This window comes from Candidatus Paceibacterota bacterium (assembly GCA_035452965.1).
Lineage (GTDB): Bacteria > Verrucomicrobiota > Verrucomicrobiia > Limisphaerales > UBA8199 > UBA8199.
The window spans coordinates 62,549-78,787 of the sequence record DAOTCE010000011.1 but is presented as its reverse complement, the minus strand read 5'-3'; the positions used below and the strand labels follow the sequence as shown (position 1 = coordinate 78,787).

The following is a 16,239-nucleotide window of genomic DNA, read 5'->3' as shown; positions in this document are numbered from 1 at the left end:
TGATGCTGGGCTGTGATAATGCATTCTCCCGCAGAAGGCAATGCGGTTTGGCAGAAGCGGCAGAAATGGCAGGAGGCGACGATTCAAGACCTCTTTGGCTGCCAGAAGGCCGCGTTCTTGAGTGATGGTGCGGCTGGCGTAATCCTGCGGGTGCGCCGCTCCTTTTCTTGACCCCACCGTCCTGCTCGAACATCCTGCACTGGCGAACTTTTATGTCAATCGGGCCAAATACACTCTCCGACCTGCGCAGCCTGCTGGGCGCGGACAATCTCCTGACGGAAAAGGAAGACCTGATCCCGTATTCATTTGATGGCACCGCCGCGCTGCAACAGATGCCGGGATGTGTCGTGTTTGCCAGGACCACGGAGCAGGTTGTCGGCGTATTGAAACTGGCCACGCAGGCAGGAACCGCAGTCGTAACACGCGGTTCGGGCACGGGCCTGAGCGGCGGCAGCCTCCCCAGCGCGGATTGCATCGTCCTTTGCCTGGCCAAGATGGACAGGATTCTGGATTTGGACCGCGCCAACCTGACCCTGCAGGTGGAGGCTGGCGCCACCACGCAGGCGATCGCCAACGCCGCGGACGCCGCCGGCCTGTTTTACCCGCCCGACCCGGGCTCGATGAAGATCTCCACCATCGGTGGCAATGTGGCCGAGAACTCCGGCGGATTGCGCGGCCTCAAGTACGGCGTCACCCGCAACTACGTCATGGGGCTGGAGGTTGTGCTGCCGGACGGCGAGGTGCTTTGGACCGGGAACAAATGCGTCAAGGATGTGGCCGGTTATTCGTTGCGCGACCTGTTCATCGGCTCGGAAGGCACGCTCGGCATCATCACCAAGGTGCTCCTGAAGCTCATCCCCAAGCCCGCTGCCAAGAAGACGCTGGTCGCCACGTTCGCCCGGATGGACCAGGCCGCCCAGACCGTTTCGGACATTATCGCGGCGCAGGTCATCCCCTGCACGCTGGAGTTTCTCGACCGCACCACCATCCATTGCGTTGAAGACTTTGCCAAGGTCGGCCTGCCGCTCGACTGCGAGGCGCTCCTGCTCATGGAAACCGACGGGCACCCGGGCCCCGTGGCCGAAGAAGCCGCGAAGATGGAAAGCATTGCCCGGAAGAACGGGGCGGTTGAAGTCCGCGTCGCCAGGGACGATGCTGAGGCGACGAAGCTGGCCACTGCGCGGCGTAGCGCCTTTTCGGCCCTGGCCCGCGTCGCACCCACGACGATTCTCGAGGACGCCACTGTGCCGCGCAGCGAGCTGGCCAGGATGATTCGGTTCGTCGCCACGGTCGCCGACAAGCACAAGCTGCGCATCGGAACCTTCGGGCACATGGGCGACGGCAACCTGCATCCAACTTTCCTCACTGACGAGCGCAACCGCGACGAAATGCACCGCGTGGAAGAGGCATTCAAAGAGATCTTCACGGAGGCGATTCGGCTGGGGGGCACCATCACCGGTGAGCATGGCATCGGCGTGTCCAAGAAGTCATTCCTGCCGAAGTTCGCCGGCGACGCCCAAATGCGGGTGATGCGCGAGCTGCGGCGCGCCTTGGATCCGAAGGGCATTCTGAACCCGGGAAAGATGTTCGACTGACATGCCTGCCACGCTTCTCCCCGCAGAGTACCGGAGCGCGGCAGCCGGCTGCCGTTTTCCGTTGTGTGCCGCATCCAAAGCGGCAGAGGACGGGCGCACTCCAGGAGGCTGGCGCGAATGATTGCCCCCTTCTCTCATCTCAAGGGCCTCGATTATTCAGTCGTGCAGCAATGCATGCACTGCGGTCTATGTCTGGCCACGTGCCCGACCTACGACGCGACCAAGATCGAGCGCCACAGCCCGCGCGGGCGCATCTCGCTCATGCGCGCGATTGCCGATGGGCGGCTGGACGTTACCCGCACTTTCGCTGACGAGATGTACTTCTGTCTCGGCTGCCTGGCCTGCATGACGGCGTGCCCGGCGGGCGTCAACTATGCCGAGTTGTTCGAGCATGCCCGCGCGGAAGCCGAGTGCAGCGGCGTGCTCAAGTCGCCCAGGCGCAACCTCATCCGCGCCTTCGCCATTCGCTGGCTGTTCATGGACCTGGGCCACTTGCGGCTGGTGGGCCGGGTGCTGCGGCTCTACCAACAGCTTGGGCTGCAAACGCTCGTGCGCCGCAGCGGGGCGTTGAGGCTTCTGCCCAGGCGCCTGCGCGAATTGGAGGCCTTCACTCCAGACATCCAGCCCAGGTTCTCCGCCGATTTGATTGCCCCGCTGACCCCCGCCGTCGGCCGGAAGAAGTATCGCGTGGCCATGCTCACCGGCTGCGCCCAGGACCTGATCTTCAGCGACATCAACCGGGACACGGTGGAGGTGCTCGCACACAACGGCTGCGAGGTGGTCACGCCGCCCAGGCAGCTCTGCTGCGGCTCGTTGCACGCCCATAACGGCGAGTGGGGCATGGCCCAGGAGCTCGCGCGCAAGCAAATCCAACAGTTCCCGCCGGAGCAATTCGACGCGATTATCAGCAATGCCGGCGGCTGCGGGTCCCACATGAAGCACTACCACAAGCTGCTCGCTGACGACCCGTCTTACCGCGACCGGGCGATCTTGTGGGACAAGAAGGTCAAGGACATCCACGAGTGGCTCATGGAGATCGGCATCCAGCCGCCCGCCCGCCAGGCTCCACCGCAGGTGGTAACCTACCACGAGTCCTGTCACCTGGCGCACGGTCAGAAGGTTACCGCTCAGCCGCGCCAGTTGCTGGGCGTGATCCCGAATCTGAAGCTGGTTGAGTTGCCGGAGAGCACGTGGTGCTGCGGCAGCGCCGGCATCTACAACATCGTGCAGCCGGAGATGGCCAACCAGCTCCTGGACCGCAAGCTTAAGCATATCCAGTCCACGGGCGCCGCCATCGTGGCCAACGGCAACTCAGGCTGCCTCCTCCAGCTCATCAACGGTGTGAAGCAGAAAGGGTTGCAGGTGCGTGTCGTGCACCCGGTGACGCTGCTCGCCGAAGCCTACCGCCGATAACCTAAAGACGATGCAAGCCAGACCAGAGATTATTTCGTTGCTCACCAATCCCGGCATCATTGCCATCGTGCGCGCTAAGGAGTCGGCGCAAGTGTCGCCGCTAGTGGAGGCCCTCTTGGCGGGCGGCGTTAAGGCCATCGAAATCACCATGACCACGCCCAACGCGCTCGCGGCGATCCGCGAGGCGCGCGCGAGGGCAGGGGAGCGGGCCGTGGTGGGGGTAGGCACCGTGCTGGACGTGGATACGTGCCGGGCGGCGATTGCGGCGGGCGCGGAGTTTGTGGTCACGCCCATTTGTCGAACGGAGTTGGTGCCCGCAGCTCACGCGGGCGGCTGCCCCATCATGATCGGCGCTTACACGCCCACCGAAGCGCAATTGGCCCACGAGGCGGGCGCGGATTTCATCAAAATCTTCCCGGCAGACACCTTGGGCCCGGGCTACATCAAAGCCCTCCGCGCGCCGCTGCCGCATCTGCGCATCGTGCCCACGGGCGGGGTGGACGTGCAGAACGTCGCCGAGTTCCTGAAGGCCGGATGCGCCGCGCTGGGCGTCGGTTCGGCGCTGGTCTCCACCAGAATCCTGCAAGGAGCGGACTGGCCGGAACTGACCCGCCGGGCCACGGCCTTTGTTAATGCCGCCAGCCAGGCGCGTTAGGCCAGTTTTTCGGCATTGAAGGCAGCCGTCTGATTCATAGACTCGACGGCGTGAGTTCGTTGAACTACCGCGTGCGGCGCGCGACGCTGGATGACATTGGCCAGTTGACGGTCCTTTGGAAGTCCATGCACTACCCATCCGGAGACCTGGGCCGGCGGGTGACCGAGTTCCAGGTGGCCGAGGACGCGGACGGCAAGGTGCTCGGCACGCTGGGCCTGCAGATCGCCGAGCGCCAGGGCCTCATTCACAGCGAGGCCTTCGCCGACTTTGCCCTGGCTGAGCAACTGCGGCCAATGCTGTGGGACCGGGTGCATTCCGTGGCAACCAACCATGGGCTGCTGCGTGTCTGGACGCAAGAGCAGGCCCCGTTTTGGAATCACTGCGGCCTGGCCCGGGCGGATGCGGAGGCGCTGGAGAAGCTGCCAGCCGCATGGCGTGGGCCGTCGTCTCCCTGGCTCACCTTGAAGCTGCGAGACGATGTGGAAACGGTTCTCTCCCTCGACAAGGAGTTCGCCCTGTTCATGCAGTCCGAGAAGCAGCGGACCAGCGAGGTCTTTCGGCAGGCGCGAACGTTGAAGACGGTAGTGACGCTGCTTGCGCTGGCGCTGCTGATCGCAGTGGTCGTCTGGGGCGTGAGGATCTTCCTCCGCACCAAGGAGTTACAGTAGCGCCGACGACGTGGAAGCGTCGGTTGGCAGCGGCAGGCTGACCTCATCCGCGTGGTAGGAACTGCGCACCATCGGCGCGCTGGCGACGTGGAGGAAACCCATTTGCCGGGCGCGCGAGCCGTATTCGGCGAACTTCTCCGGCGTTATGAACCGCACCACCGGCAGGTTATTGAGCGTTGGCTGGAGGTACTGGCCAAGCGTCAGCAGGTCGCAGCCAACACGCCGCAAATCCCCCAGGGCGGTGAACAGTTCTTCCTCCGTCTCGCCCAAACCCAGCATAAGACCGGACTTGGTGTAGAGGGTTCCGCCGGTCTTTTCCTTCACCTGCTGCAGGACGCTGAGCGAACGGTCGTAGGTCGCCCGCGAACGGACCGTTGGCGTGAGCCGGCGCACGGTTTCGAGGTTGTGATTGAAGATGTGCGGGCGGGCGGCCAGCACGGCGTCAATGGCCGCCGCGCGCGCGTTGAAGTCCGGGGTGAGCACCTCGACAATTGCGCGCGGGTTTAGCGCGCGCACCGCCTCGATCGTGCGCCGGAAATGGTCCGCGCCGCCGTCCGGGAGATCGTCGCGCGCCACCGCGGTAATGACAACGTGCCTGAGTTTCAGGCGTTGGGTGGCCACGGCTACGCGGGACGGCTCGTCGGCATCCAGGGCGAAGGGTTTGGCGGTGGTGACGGCGCAGAAACCACAGGCCCGGGTGCAGCGGTTGCCGCCGATCATGAAGGTGGCGGTGCCTTTGCTCCAGCATTCCCAGTGGTTCGGGCAGGCGGCGCTCTGGCAGACGGTGTGGAGCTTGAGTTCTTCCAGCAGGGCGCGGGTGTGGGCAAAGCTGTCGGTGGTGGGCAGGCGTGTGCGCAGCCACTTTGGAAGTCGCGGGCGTGGCGTGGTTGCGGCGGGCGTCAATCCGGGCATCTAATGCTCCAGCTTCTTCCAGAAGGCGGCCAATTGGTCGGGGCCGAAATCGGCCAGGATCTTGCCGCCCACGTCTAATACCGGCGCCAGGTCCTGTCCGGAGAGCTGGATCATCTCGTCGTAAGCGGCCTCATCGGCAATCACATCCACCCGCTCGTAGTCCACTCCCTTTTCGTCGAGCCAGCGTTCGGCTTTGTGGCACCACCCGCAGTAGGGTTTGACGAAAAGCCGGACGCGTTTTGATTTCACGCTCATATTGTGGCTGAAGTCGGGCCGTTTTTCAATTGCGGAGTGCGCTGCGGCAAGCCGCGCTGGAACGGCGGCGGGGGGGGGGGCCGCGATTTGCCGCCCAGGCGTGGCCGTCCGTGTCGGGCCGCCGCCGATTACGCTCGGGTTGTCCGGGCTACGCCAGCTTTTTGAGCATCGCGATTTCCTTGCGCAGGACATCGGCGCGCTGGTTCTCCGGGAATCTGCCGAGGGACTCGTTCTCGATGCAGAGGTCGCCCTGGTAATTGGCCCGGCGGAGGATCTTGACGATGCGTTTGAAGTCCAGGTCGCCTTCGTAGATGGGGCAGCAGTATTTGCCGTATTCCCAGCCCATTTCACGCCGCACATTCCTCTTGTCGGCGGGGTAGCGGATGCTTTTGCAGTGGGTGTGGAAGGCGCGCGGGGCGAACTGCTTGTAGATGGGATAGAGGTCCTCCACCGGATGGCCCCACCAGTAGAAGTTGGCGCAGTCGAGGGTCAGGCCAAGCTTGTCGGAGCCGACGCCGTCGAAGAGGCGGTCCAGAAAGCGCGGGTCGTTGGTGATCTTGCCGTGGTTCTCGATGCCGTAGCGGATGGGCGTATCTTCGGCGATGGCGCAGAGGCGTTTGCAGGCGCCCACGGCGAAGGGCAGGAACTGGTCGCCGTCGAGCTTGCGGGGCACGACGTCAATGCGAATGACGTTGACGCCGAGCTGTTGGGCGGCTGGGACGAGGCGGCGGGCGCAATCCAATTCCTCTTCGAGTCGCTCGTCGAAGCGGTTGGCCATCATAAAGGCGCTGATGCGGCAGCCGCTGGCGGCAAGGTCTTCCTTAAGCATTTGGATGCCGTCGGGGGTGGCCAGGGTGTAGTTGCGCTGCGGATGGAACAAGCTGCCGCAGGTGAGATCCAGTCCGACGTTGACCTCGGCGCATTTCGCGCCGAGAGCTTTCATGCAGGACCAACTGTCGGGCATGCCGGCGGCTTTGAGGTGGGCATCGCGGCAGCCGACCGGCCATTTCTTCTTTCCCGCGGCCAGCAGCGGGTCGGCGGTGGGAAGCAGCGCGGCCGACAGGGCGAGGCCGGTGGTTTTCATGAAGTGACGTCGCGAAAGTAAAGTCGAGGTGTGCATAACAACTTGGTCTATAGAGATTGTGGAGCGTTCAGGCGATAGTTGCAGCATGTGGTGTTGGCTGGTTTCGCAGCGGTGCGGAAATCCAACACCACAGTAACAGCGATCTTACAGTCCTGCCGGGAGTTGCGGGAACCGCGCGTGAGGTTCGTCCTGGTACCAATAAGCAACGGAGGCGATATTGTCCTCCAACTGGAGATAGCGGCCGCCCTCCTGCCAGCCCAGCGCCTGGATGGTGACCTTGAGGTCCTTTTCAAAGCGCACCGGGTCGGGGATGTGCCAGCGGTAGAGGCCGAACTGCTGGCCCACTTCGTAGGCCTTGTCCGGCGGGAGGACCTGGGCGAGGCCGGTGTAGGGGGTCGAGAATACCTGGTATTTCTTTGTCTCGCGGTTTTCGAAGTTATAGGAGCCGCAGAAATAATCCTCCGTGCCGGTGCCGCAAATAGTCGGGAACTTCTTGTCGCCATCCATGAAGAACTTGATCTCGCCCTCGCCCCACCAGCCAGGGCTGTGGACCTCCCAGGCGAGGTAGGTGCCAACGTACTGGCCCTGGCCTTCAACGCCCTCCAGGATGGTGTAGAGGCCCTTTTGCTTGAGCGGCGTTTCGCGGCGGAACTGCGCATGGAAGTAGGCGGCGTCCTTGGGCACGTTGGCCAGCGTGTAGTTGACCTGGTAGTAGAGGACCATATCCTTGTCGTCCGTGTTTTCCATGGTGATGCGGGCCTTCTTGCGGAAGGGCATCTGCCAGTAGCAGTTGAAGGCGCTGCCGGGGTTGACACACACCGCCAGGGAGTTGATCTGGCAATACTTGCCCCAGCCGCAGGCGAAGAAATCGCCCACAGGGCACTCGACCGAAGGGTGGTCCTCGCCGTCCCAGTAAAATCGGATGATGGACCGCCGCCAATTGCCGGTGGGCGTCATCCAGATCTGCTGGATGCAGCCGGGGCCTTTGATTTCGCCCAGGGTGAAGGTGGTCTTGGCCTTGATGCGGACTGACGGGGAGACCTTCCAGCCCTGCCCCAGGTCGCGCGCCGCGCCTTTGCCGGTGCCTTCGGTGGCCATGCCGGCCTTGCCCTTCTCTCCCGTGAAGTTTTCCGGGCTGATGGAACGTGATTGGGCCTTGGAGAGGCGGTAGAGGTTGCCAAGGCTGGAATCGAGGCCGCTGAACTCGCCATCCGCGGCATTGGAGTTCGCAAGGCAGCACGCGACTGCAACAGGAATCACGGTGAGTAGGGAACGAAGGTTTCTCATATCATAGTTTCGTAACTGGACTGGTAAATCAACCAACTGCCCGCGGGAGCAGTGTGCTCCCCACGGGAATGACGGTTCATTTCTAGTTTACGCTCAGCCGCGGCGCAAGCCCGGATTGGACGGGGGTCCCCGACCGCGCAGTGGCCGGAAACGTCAGGTCCGTAAGCCCACGGGATGTCAAGGCTGTATCCACGGTGTGGATACGGTGTGGATACTGGGAGTATACGGTGAGACTCCCTGGGGCGCCGGGACTTGCTTTCTCTCCGAGGCAGCCTGGATTGGCTGGTGGGTTTGGTGCAAGTCCATCAAATTCAGATGGTTATAGCAAGTGTGGGCAGGGGGTGCATCTCGGGTGTAAGGCCTGAATCTCTGAGATTTTGGTGTGCATTGGGTGTTTTGGCGGGCAAATTCGAGCCGTGGACAAGAAACCGCTTGCCAATGCGGAAGTTATGCCGACGCATACGCCGGAGTTGTTCCGGGCCGCGTTGCGGCGGGCAGTGGAGTTGCTGCGCGCCGGGGAGGTGGTCGCGCTCCCGACTGAGACGGTTTACGGGCTGGCGGCGAACGCATGGAACGCGAGTGCGGTGGAGCGCATATTCCAGGTCAAAGGGCGCCCGGCGCACAATCCCATCATCGTGCATGTCGCGAGCCTTGAGATGGCGCGGCGTTGTGTGGCGGCGTGGCCGGCGCTGGCGGGCAAGCTGGGAGAGGCATTTTGGCCCGGGCCGCTGACGTTAGTGCTGCCGCGGGCGAAGGATATTCCCAGTATCATCACCGCGGGAGGACCGACGGTGGGGGTGCGCTGGCCGAGCCATCCCTTTATCCAGGCCGTGATTCAGGAGTGCGGCTTCCCGCTGGCGGCGCCCAGCGCGAATCCATCGAACCGGGTTTCGCCCACCACCGCTGAGCATGTGCGCAAGGCGATGGGTGACAGGATCGGGCTGATCGTGGACGGAGGTGCGGCGCAAGTCGGCATCGAGTCCACTGTGTTGGATATCTCCGATTCGCCGCCGCGGTTGCTGCGGCCAGGCATGATCCATGAGCAGGCGCTGCTGGCGGTGTCCGGGCGACTGGCTGTCAGAGGGAACAAGAATTCGGAAGTATTGAGGAGTCCCGGCTTGCTGAGGACGCATTACTCGCCCAAGGCAAGGCTGGTGGTGTGGTCATGGGAGGGTGAGGCGGAACTGGAAGCCCGCAGCGCAAGGAGCAGAGTCGCAAAGGCGAACATCCACGTGATTGTCCACACGCGGGTTCCTTCAGCGGCTGGGTTTGGCAAGGTGTCAGTGATTCCGCACGATGCGACGGCATTTGCGCGGGCAATCTATGCGGTGCTGCACCGATGCGACGAAGAGGGGGCCGAGTTGATCGTGGTAGAGGCGCTGCCGGATGGCCCGGAATGGCACGCGATTGCGGATCGGTTGCGGCGGGCGGCGGCCTGATTTCGCCGGGGCGTGCGGGCCTGGTCATCGCCGGGTGCGGAGCGTCGCGGAGGGTGGCCACTTCGCAACAGGCTTCTGGCGCAATTCCCAATGGCTCAGAAATCGTGCGTCAGGATCGCCTCCAGGCGGCGGCAGATTTCACGGCCGTAATCGGTCCATATGCCATGGCCCCAATAGCGGTAACAACTGGTTTGGGAGCAGAGCAGGTGGAACAGGGCGTTGCGGAAGCGGCCGTCGCTGGTGGGCAGACCGGGCTTGAGCACCTTTTCGTAGAAGAGCGAACTGCCTTTTTCCATCGAACTGAGCAGCGATTCGTAGCCCCGCACCCAGGAAATATTGTTCGTCCAACTGCCGCCCTCCATGTGAAAGCGGTGATCCTCCTGCTTGAGTTGCTTGATGATCTGCCCGAGGCGCTCGGCGCCCTCGCCCGGCTTGAACCGGTCCCAGATGCGCTTCTGGCAGATCGGCTGCACGACGGGCAGGTCCTCCTCCTTCACGCCCAGCGCGAAGATGTGCTCCAGGTATTCGGTGACATTCATGGCGGGTGTGTTCGATCCGGAGCATTCGCGGATGACTTCCAGATACTTGGGCGGGAATTCGTTCATCATCACGCCGCCGTTCTCCCCGTCGGCGATTTGCGTTACCAGCGGGGGGACCTGTCGGCCGGCGAGTTCCCAGCGTGGGAGTCCCTTGGCCTCGTAGTAGGGCTGCATTTGGGCGACCAGCTTGGTGTCGCTGCCCTGGGTCTTGATGATGGCAACGATAGCGGCTTCCTGTCCGCGGGAATTGCGACAGATCAGGCGGTGGGGCAGGTGTTTGCGCTCGGGTCCGTGACCGGAGTCGGGGCGCTCGACGGTGTGTTCCTGGACCAGGACCCACTGGTAGCCGCAGTCCTTGAGCGTCTTTACGAACTCGTAGGCCGTGTCCGGGTGATTGGGCAGGGCCATTTCCGCCGGGGAGAAGCCGCGCACGCGGCCCAGCGCCTCGAAGCCGAATATGGCCGCGAAGTGGTGTTGCCAGGCCAGGACATGCAGACGGTAATCCTGCACTGGCGTGGAGGGCGCCACCGCGTGGCCCCACGGGGCGCCGAGCCATTCCACGGCGTTCCGGTAGCGGTGGTCGCAGGTGATGCGCTTGAGGTTGTCGAACACGTCATGGAGCCCCATCTGGCGCAGGCCGTGCAGGAGGGTGCCGGAGTATTCGAGCATCACCCGCGGCTGTTTGCCTTCGTCCGCCAACTGGGGGATGAACTCGCCCATGCGTTTGTAACACCAGTGGAAGACGGAGGCGTTGTGGTTGTCGCCGATGCCCGGGTTGTCCCTCATGTGCCTGAGGTTGCTGATGATTTCGGCGGTGGCGAGGCTGGGGCCGCCGGCCGGGATGAGCGGCTGGTGCATGTGCAGCGCGAGGGCAAACGCGCTGTTGACGCGGTTAAAGTCAATCCAATTCTCCGCTCTGAAGATCTGACGCGCGCGGCTGGCGCGCAGGGCCGCTTGCACCTGGCCTTCTGCGCCGCAGACGTTCGGGAGGCTGCCAACGTATTCCGGCAAATCACTCATAGGTTTTCCTGCTTATAAGGTGGTAACGTCTGTGAAAAGGCGGCGTTAGTCAACCTGCGGACGAAAACCTTTTGACCTCGCCTGCCCGCTCTGGTTAGCTGGGCCTCGCGTCTGACATTTGGCAGGCGCTCACGCGCAAACCTGTATGATTCTGTTGCCAGTCGGGAACTGCCTGACGGTCGTTGTGGGCTTGCAATGCCGCAACCATCGGCCGAGACACGATTCATGCTGCATGAACCGGGGTCTGAGCTTCTGCCGGAAAGGCTGCCACGCCAGCGCGCGCCGCAAGGCCGCCGCCTGAACGTCTTATGAGCCAACCTGCTGCTTCTACCTTTTCGCGCATGCAATACCCGCCGGGCTTCCGCGCGCGGCGCGGGTTGAACTGGGGATTTCTCGGCCTGTTGTACACCTCGTTCTACATGTGCCGCTACAACCTCTCGATTGCGAATAAGTCAATCAGTGAGGAGTATGGGTTTAGCCGGGGCGATATGGGCTACATTATCACGACGTCCCTCTTCGCTTATGCCTGCGGCCAGATCATCAACGGGCTGCTCACCGATCGCATCGGAGGCAAGCGGGCCATGCTGGTCGGCGCGGCCGGGACAATCGTGATGAACATCCTGTTCGGCGCGGCCTCATTCGCGGGGATGCTGGGTCTGTTCATCGCGATACGGGGAGTGGACGGCTACCTGCAAGCCTTCGGCGCGCCGGGCATGGTGAAGATCAATACGGCCTGGTTCGCGCACCGTGAGCGGGGGCGCTTTTCGGGCATTTTCGGCTTCATGATCAACCTGGGCCGGTTGGGCATCTTTACGCTCGGTCCGGCGCTGCTGGCTGGCTTTTGCATTCTCGGGTTGATCAACGTGCCGCCCTTGCATTGGCGTTGGTTGTTCTGGACCCCCTCGGTGATTTGTGCGCTCGTTGCCGTCGGGATGGCGCTGACAGTAAAGGAAACGCCGGAAGAGGCCGGCTTCCAGGGAGTCATTCGAGACGAGAGCAGTTCCGGGGACATGGGAGTCACGGCCCAATTCTCGCAGGTGATCCGGGCCATCGTGAGCAACCCGGCGGTATGGATCACCGCCTGCGCCTACGCCTGCACCGGGGCGGTTCGGCAAGCCGTGGACCAGTGGTTTCCCCGCTACATGCAGGATCTCTACAACGTGGATCTGCGCTCGATTCGGTTCCAGTTTCTCGCGTTCCTGATTCCCTTTGTGGCATCGGCCGGCTCGCTGATCGCCGGTTACGTTTCGGACACGCTATTCAAAGGGAGGCGCGCGCCCGTCGCCGCAATACTCTACTTCGTGGAGACGATTATAATTCTCCTGGCGGCCCAATTCCACAGCACCAACGCCGCCATCCTGTTCCTGGTCCTTATTTCATTCACCGCCAATTCCACCCACTCGATCCTGGGATCGGCCGCGCCGATGGACATCGGCGGGCGGCGGATGGCAGGGTTTGCGTTGGGGTTGATTGACTCGTTCCAGTACTTCGGCGGGAGCCTGGCTGGTTACGTTCTGGGCAACTTGCTTGACCGAAGCCTCGGCAATTACTTCTATTTCATGGCGCCTTTCGGATTCATCGGCGGTTTGCTGATGCTTACGATTCGAGGCAAAATCAGCCACGGACCAAAAGCAACCGCGCCATCCGGAGGGACTCGCCAGGCCAGCGGCTAGCGGAAGGCGGAGCGGCGAACGCTACAGGCTTCTGCGGTTGGACCCCGGCTTGGGGTCAAACCGCCCGACGCCCTCGCGCCGCAGCAGCGCGCGTTTCCAACTCAGCCCGCCCGAGAATCCACCCAGGCTGTGATCCGCCGCCAAAACGCGGTGGCAGGGCACAAAGACCGGAATAGGATTGGCGCCGCAGGCGCGGCCTACCGCGCGACTTGCTTCCGGGTTGCCGATGGCCCGCGCTACTTGTGCGTAGCTCCACGTTCGACCCCAGCCGATCCGGCGCAAGGCTCGCCATACCTGCTGTTGAAAGTCAGTGCCGGCGGACAGATCCAGCGGTGGCAGCTTTCTTGGGGGCTGGCCGGTCAGCGCCAGCTTGAGTGCCCGGCTGGACACCGAGTGCCAGCGGCGGACCAGCGCCGGCACCCGCGTTGTGTGCGGACTCTTGCTCCGCCGGCTCGCATTCGATGGGAAATTCAGGCCGCACAGGCCTTTCCCGGAGTAATGGGCCATGAACTCGCCTTCGGGAGTTGGAATCCGTATTCCACAAGTGCGTGCTTCAATATAAGTCTTAGTCGCCATATCTATCAGGAACCAACATAGCGTGCGGATGTTGGAAATCAACCGAGGTCGCCGCCCGCAGGCGGGGCTGACTTGGGAATAAAGGCCTCGGGCTGCTTAGCGGTGCCCCTTGAGGAAAACCCACAAGGTGCCCAGCAAGGCCAGGAACAGGATGACCGCGAAGAAGATAAAACGGTTGCGAGCCACGCGCTTCTCATAGCGCAGCGGCCGAAGTCCCTGGATCCCGCCTGCCGCGAGGTAGCTCACGAGCTTTGGATTGGTAGTGGAGGGCCCGCGAAAGTGTCCTCGAATACGACGCAACAGCGCGGGCAGGTCGTACTTGCGCACCCCCAATTCATTATAGTGTTCGGGAGTGGTGGCGGCCTCGCCGTGGGCCTGTAATATGTCCTGATCCACTTCTTCGAAGATCGGCTCCTGGGCCTCAGGTGTGGAGGAGCTCAACGGCTCGGGTTCGATGTGGCTGACCGTGCTCCCGTGGGGCAAGGCGGTGGAACGCAGGCGCGGCTGGGAGTGGTCGCGCTGCACCTGGGCGTCCAGTTCCTTGATCTGGGATTCGAGCCTGGCTATCTCGTCGTTGAGAGCCCGCGCGCGATCGGAAATCGGGTCCGGCTTTTTTCTTAGCCACGCCATGACGGCCGCCGGTTCATTGTCGCATCAGCGCGACCAGCAACGCAGCCAGAGCGAGCAGGGCGACTGCGGCCAGCGGCCAGGTCAGCGCCAGGCCAATCCGGCAGAGCGCGCCGAACGTGTGCGCCCCCAGGAGGGACGGCACCGCTGCCGGGATTCCCGGGCCGGTTGCGCCGCCCGCTGGGCCCTGGCCGGATAGCACCGGGAATTTCAGGAGCGCCGCATTCCATTCCATGCGCGCGTTTTCCAGGGTGGTCAAAGCCCGTGTCAATTCCATGCCGAAGCTATCCTTGGTCCAGGTTTCTTCGTTAATCGCCTGCACCTTGGCCAGGGCGTCGCGCAGATCATCCAGTGCCTTGGTCAGTTGTTCGGCTTCGCGCCGCGCGCTGAACTCCGCCTCTTCGAGCAATCCCAGCCCTCGCGTGAGATTCTGGAGCATTTCCTCCCGCCCCGTCTGAAATTCCATTTGGCGGCGCCGCGTGTCTTCCAGGGCAGCCCGTTGCCGTTCCAGCTCCTCCTGTTCGCGTCTCAGCTCGGCGAGCCGCCGCTGGGCATCGGCGACACGTGAGTCCACCTCTTCGCGCGTCGGAGCGCGAGGCGACGGCCCCGTGCTGCCGAAAGCCCCGGATTGGGACGATTTGTGCGTTTCAAAATCGCCGTCCACAAACTCCGTTGCATCGTAATCCGAAGGCATGGCGCTAATCTATGCCGCGCGGCGGCGGGTGTAAAGCAAGCTCAGAACAGGGTGCCAACGGCCAGGCCCAGAACGCTCAGCGGCCCCTGGTCCTCCAGGCTCTCGGTGGTCGTGTCGAGCTTCTGCAAGGTCAGCTTCGCGTTCTTGTAGAATTCCTGGTCGTTGACGAGTTTGCCGACTGTGCCCTGGCCCTGGTTGACCTTCTGCAGAATCTCCTTTAGGTTGGTCATGGATTCGGTCGTTTCACGATAGAGCGTGTCCTCCTTCAGGAGCTTCCCGACGGTGCCCTGGCCGGAGTTGACCTGGTCAACGATTTTGCGCGCGTCGGCTACCGTCGCCTTGATTTCGGTTGCCGTGTCCTGGAGGTTGCTGACGGTCGAGAGGGCGGAGTAATAGAGCGCCTCATCCTTGACGAGTTTCCCCAGGGTGCCTTTGCCTTGCGAAATCTGGGAGGAGAGGTCGAAGGAGATCGCCTGCATGTTGGAAATGGTCGCTGTGAGAGGGTCTTTGTTGGCCGTGACGAAATCCCTCAGCGGGCCGACCAGCGTGTCAATCTTGAATCCGGTAAAGCTCCTGGTGACGTTTTCAACGCCCTCAGCGACCTTGTCAATCTTCTGCATCATGGCGCTGAGGTCGGCCTGCTCGGCGGTGTTGATGTACTGATCCTCCCGGAGCGGTTCGCCGCGCGGCGTGCCGAAGTCAATAGAAACAAAGTTCTGTCCCATTAAGCCGGTGAACTTGATGGTGGCCGTGCTGTCGGTCTTGACCTCGGCGACGGGGCGGAGCTTCATTTTTACCCATACGCGGTTGTTCGTGAGCTCGATTCCCTGGACACGCCCGACCTCAACCCCGGCCATCTTGACGCGGTCGCCGACCTTGAGGTCCTGGATATTGGCGAACAGGGCGTTTACCTGCTTGCCGCGCTCGAACATCTCCAGGCTGCCCACTCGTTCGAGGATGATCGCAAACGCCAGCACGGCCAGGGCGACAAAGAAGCCGAGACGGGTTTCCAACGAGTTTTTCATATGCTTTGCTTTCTATGGTTTTAAAAGGGATTAAAGGCGCTTGAAATTGGCTTGGAGGAATTGCTGTACCAGCGGATCTCCGTGCTGCTTCACCTCGTCAGGAGTGCCGATGGTCAGTATCCGGCCCTGGTTGATGACGGCGATGCGATCGGCGACTCCAAAGGCGAGATCCCGGTCATGGGAAACGACCAGCGAAGTAACCTGGATTCGGTTATTGAGCTGGACAATTTCCTCGGCGATGACCACCGCCGAAAGCGGGTCGAGCTCGCTGGTGGGCTCATCATACAAAATCAGTTGTGGCTCGATGACCAGGGCGCGGGCAATGGCGACGCGCTTCTTCATGCCGCCGGAGAGTTCGCTGGGCATCTTCTGTTCGGCGCCCTTCAAGCCTACGACCTCGAGTTTCTCGGCAACAATGCGCTCGATTTCCGCCGGCGGCTGCAGCCGGTGCTCGGAAAGGTAAAGGCCAACATTTTCCCCCACGCTCAGCGAATTGAGCAGAGCGCTGGATTGAAACACCATCGCCATGCGGTAGCGGCTCATGACCTCGGGCGATTGAATAGGCTGGCCCTCGATGAGGATTTCCCCGGCATCGGGCTCCTCCAGACCGATCAGATGTTTGAGGAGGACGGTTTTGCCGCTGCCGCTGGGCCCCATGATAACGAAGACCTCCCCCGGTTGCACCTCGAAATCCAGGCCGTGCAGCACCTCCTGGCCGTCAAACGACTTGCGCAAACCGCGCACCTGGATGCCGACGCCAACTTGATGCGACAAAGC

The 16,239-nt window shown here is 62.7% G+C and carries 17 protein-coding genes; 7 read left to right on the top strand and 10 right to left on the bottom strand.

The features are described 5' to 3' along the window. Positions 1-18: 18 nt before the first annotated feature. The 5 genes from P5205_11040 to P5205_11020 all read left to right on the top strand — a co-directional run bounded on the left by P5205_11040 (position 19) and on the right by P5205_11020 (position 4,331). Positions 19-171: a hypothetical protein gene (locus P5205_11040; protein ID HSA10892.1), complete on the top strand. Its 153-nt coding sequence runs from the start codon at positions 19-21 to the stop codon at positions 169-171. A gap of 41 nt (positions 172-212) precedes the next feature. Continuing rightward, positions 213-1,595, top strand: coding sequence for an FAD-linked oxidase C-terminal domain-containing protein (locus P5205_11035; protein HSA10891.1), 1,383 nt, complete (start codon positions 213-215; stop codon positions 1,593-1,595). A gap of 117 nt (positions 1,596-1,712) precedes the next feature. Further along, entirely contained in the window at positions 1,713-3,008 is a 1,296-nt protein-coding gene (locus P5205_11030) for a (Fe-S)-binding protein (protein HSA10890.1), read from the top strand. A gap of 10 nt (positions 3,009-3,018) precedes the next feature. Next, positions 3,019-3,663: a bifunctional 4-hydroxy-2-oxoglutarate aldolase/2-dehydro-3-deoxy-phosphogluconate aldolase gene (locus P5205_11025; protein ID HSA10889.1), complete on the top strand. Its 645-nt coding sequence runs from the start codon at positions 3,019-3,021 to the stop codon at positions 3,661-3,663. A gap of 50 nt (positions 3,664-3,713) precedes the next feature. Further along, complete coding sequence (locus P5205_11020; GenBank protein HSA10888.1) at positions 3,714-4,331, top strand: hypothetical protein; 618 nt, start codon at positions 3,714-3,716, stop codon at positions 4,329-4,331. Here P5205_11020 and lipA read toward each other — a convergent pair. From lipA to P5205_11000, 4 genes are all read right to left on the bottom strand, one after another. Continuing rightward, on the bottom strand, positions 4,323-5,234 hold the full coding sequence (gene lipA / locus P5205_11015; GenBank protein ID HSA10887.1) for a lipoyl synthase: 912 nt from the start codon (positions 5,232-5,234) through the stop codon (positions 4,323-4,325). The two genes, P5205_11020 and lipA, sit on opposite strands and share 9 nt — an antisense overlap. A 9-nt stretch (positions 5,235-5,243) precedes the next feature. Next, a complete protein-coding gene (locus P5205_11010) occupies positions 5,244-5,498 on the bottom strand; it encodes a glutaredoxin family protein (protein ID HSA10886.1) in 255 nt (84 codons plus the stop codon). A 148-nt stretch (positions 5,499-5,646) separates the two neighbouring features. Then, a complete protein-coding gene (locus tag P5205_11005) occupies positions 5,647-6,582 on the bottom strand; it encodes a sugar phosphate isomerase/epimerase family protein (GenBank protein HSA10885.1) in 936 nt (311 codons plus the stop codon). A gap of 144 nt (positions 6,583-6,726) precedes the next feature. Next, positions 6,727-7,869, bottom strand: coding sequence for a DUF2961 domain-containing protein (locus P5205_11000; protein HSA10884.1), 1,143 nt, complete (start codon positions 7,867-7,869; stop codon positions 6,727-6,729). Positions 7,870-8,285: 416 nt separating this feature from the next. Here P5205_11000 and P5205_10995 point away from each other — a divergent pair, with 416 nt between their 5' ends. Beyond that, entirely contained in the window at positions 8,286-9,308 is a 1,023-nt protein-coding gene (locus P5205_10995) for an L-threonylcarbamoyladenylate synthase (GenBank protein ID HSA10883.1), read from the top strand. A 95-nt stretch (positions 9,309-9,403) separates the two neighbouring features. On the opposite strand, the gene P5205_10990 is transcribed toward P5205_10995, so the two are convergent. Beyond that, entirely contained in the window at positions 9,404-10,867 is a 1,464-nt protein-coding gene (locus P5205_10990; protein ID HSA10882.1) for a glycosyl hydrolase family 57, read from the bottom strand. 308 nt (positions 10,868-11,175) lie between these two features. On the opposite strand from P5205_10990, the gene P5205_10985 reads away from it, so the two are divergent. Beyond that, the gene (locus P5205_10985; GenBank protein ID HSA10881.1) at positions 11,176-12,540 is read left to right on the top strand and encodes an MFS transporter; all 1,365 of its coding nucleotides are present in this window, start codon (positions 11,176-11,178) and stop codon (positions 12,538-12,540) included. A gap of 21 nt (positions 12,541-12,561) precedes the next feature. On the opposite strand, the gene P5205_10980 is transcribed toward P5205_10985, so the two are convergent. The 5 genes from P5205_10980 to P5205_10960 form a co-directional block, all read right to left on the bottom strand. After that, positions 12,562-13,116 (bottom strand): methylated-DNA--[protein]-cysteine S-methyltransferase, encoded by a 555-nt coding sequence (locus tag P5205_10980; GenBank protein ID HSA10880.1) that lies wholly within the window; start codon positions 13,114-13,116, stop codon positions 12,562-12,564. Positions 13,117-13,212: 96 nt separating this feature from the next. Beyond that, positions 13,213-13,746, bottom strand: a complete 534-nt coding sequence (locus P5205_10975) for a hypothetical protein (protein ID HSA10879.1) — start codon at positions 13,744-13,746, stop codon at positions 13,213-13,215. Between the two features lie 13 nt (positions 13,747-13,759). Further along, positions 13,760-14,437: a hypothetical protein gene (locus P5205_10970; protein ID HSA10878.1), complete on the bottom strand. Its 678-nt coding sequence runs from the start codon at positions 14,435-14,437 to the stop codon at positions 13,760-13,762. A 41-nt stretch (positions 14,438-14,478) separates the two neighbouring features. After that, positions 14,479-15,462 (bottom strand): MlaD family protein, encoded by a 984-nt coding sequence (locus P5205_10965; GenBank protein ID HSA10877.1) that lies wholly within the window; start codon positions 15,460-15,462, stop codon positions 14,479-14,481. Between the two features lie 30 nt (positions 15,463-15,492). Beyond that, the gene (locus tag P5205_10960) at positions 15,493-16,236 is read right to left on the bottom strand and encodes an ATP-binding cassette domain-containing protein (protein HSA10876.1); all 744 of its coding nucleotides are present in this window, start codon (positions 16,234-16,236) and stop codon (positions 15,493-15,495) included. Positions 16,237-16,239: the final 3 nt, after the last annotated feature.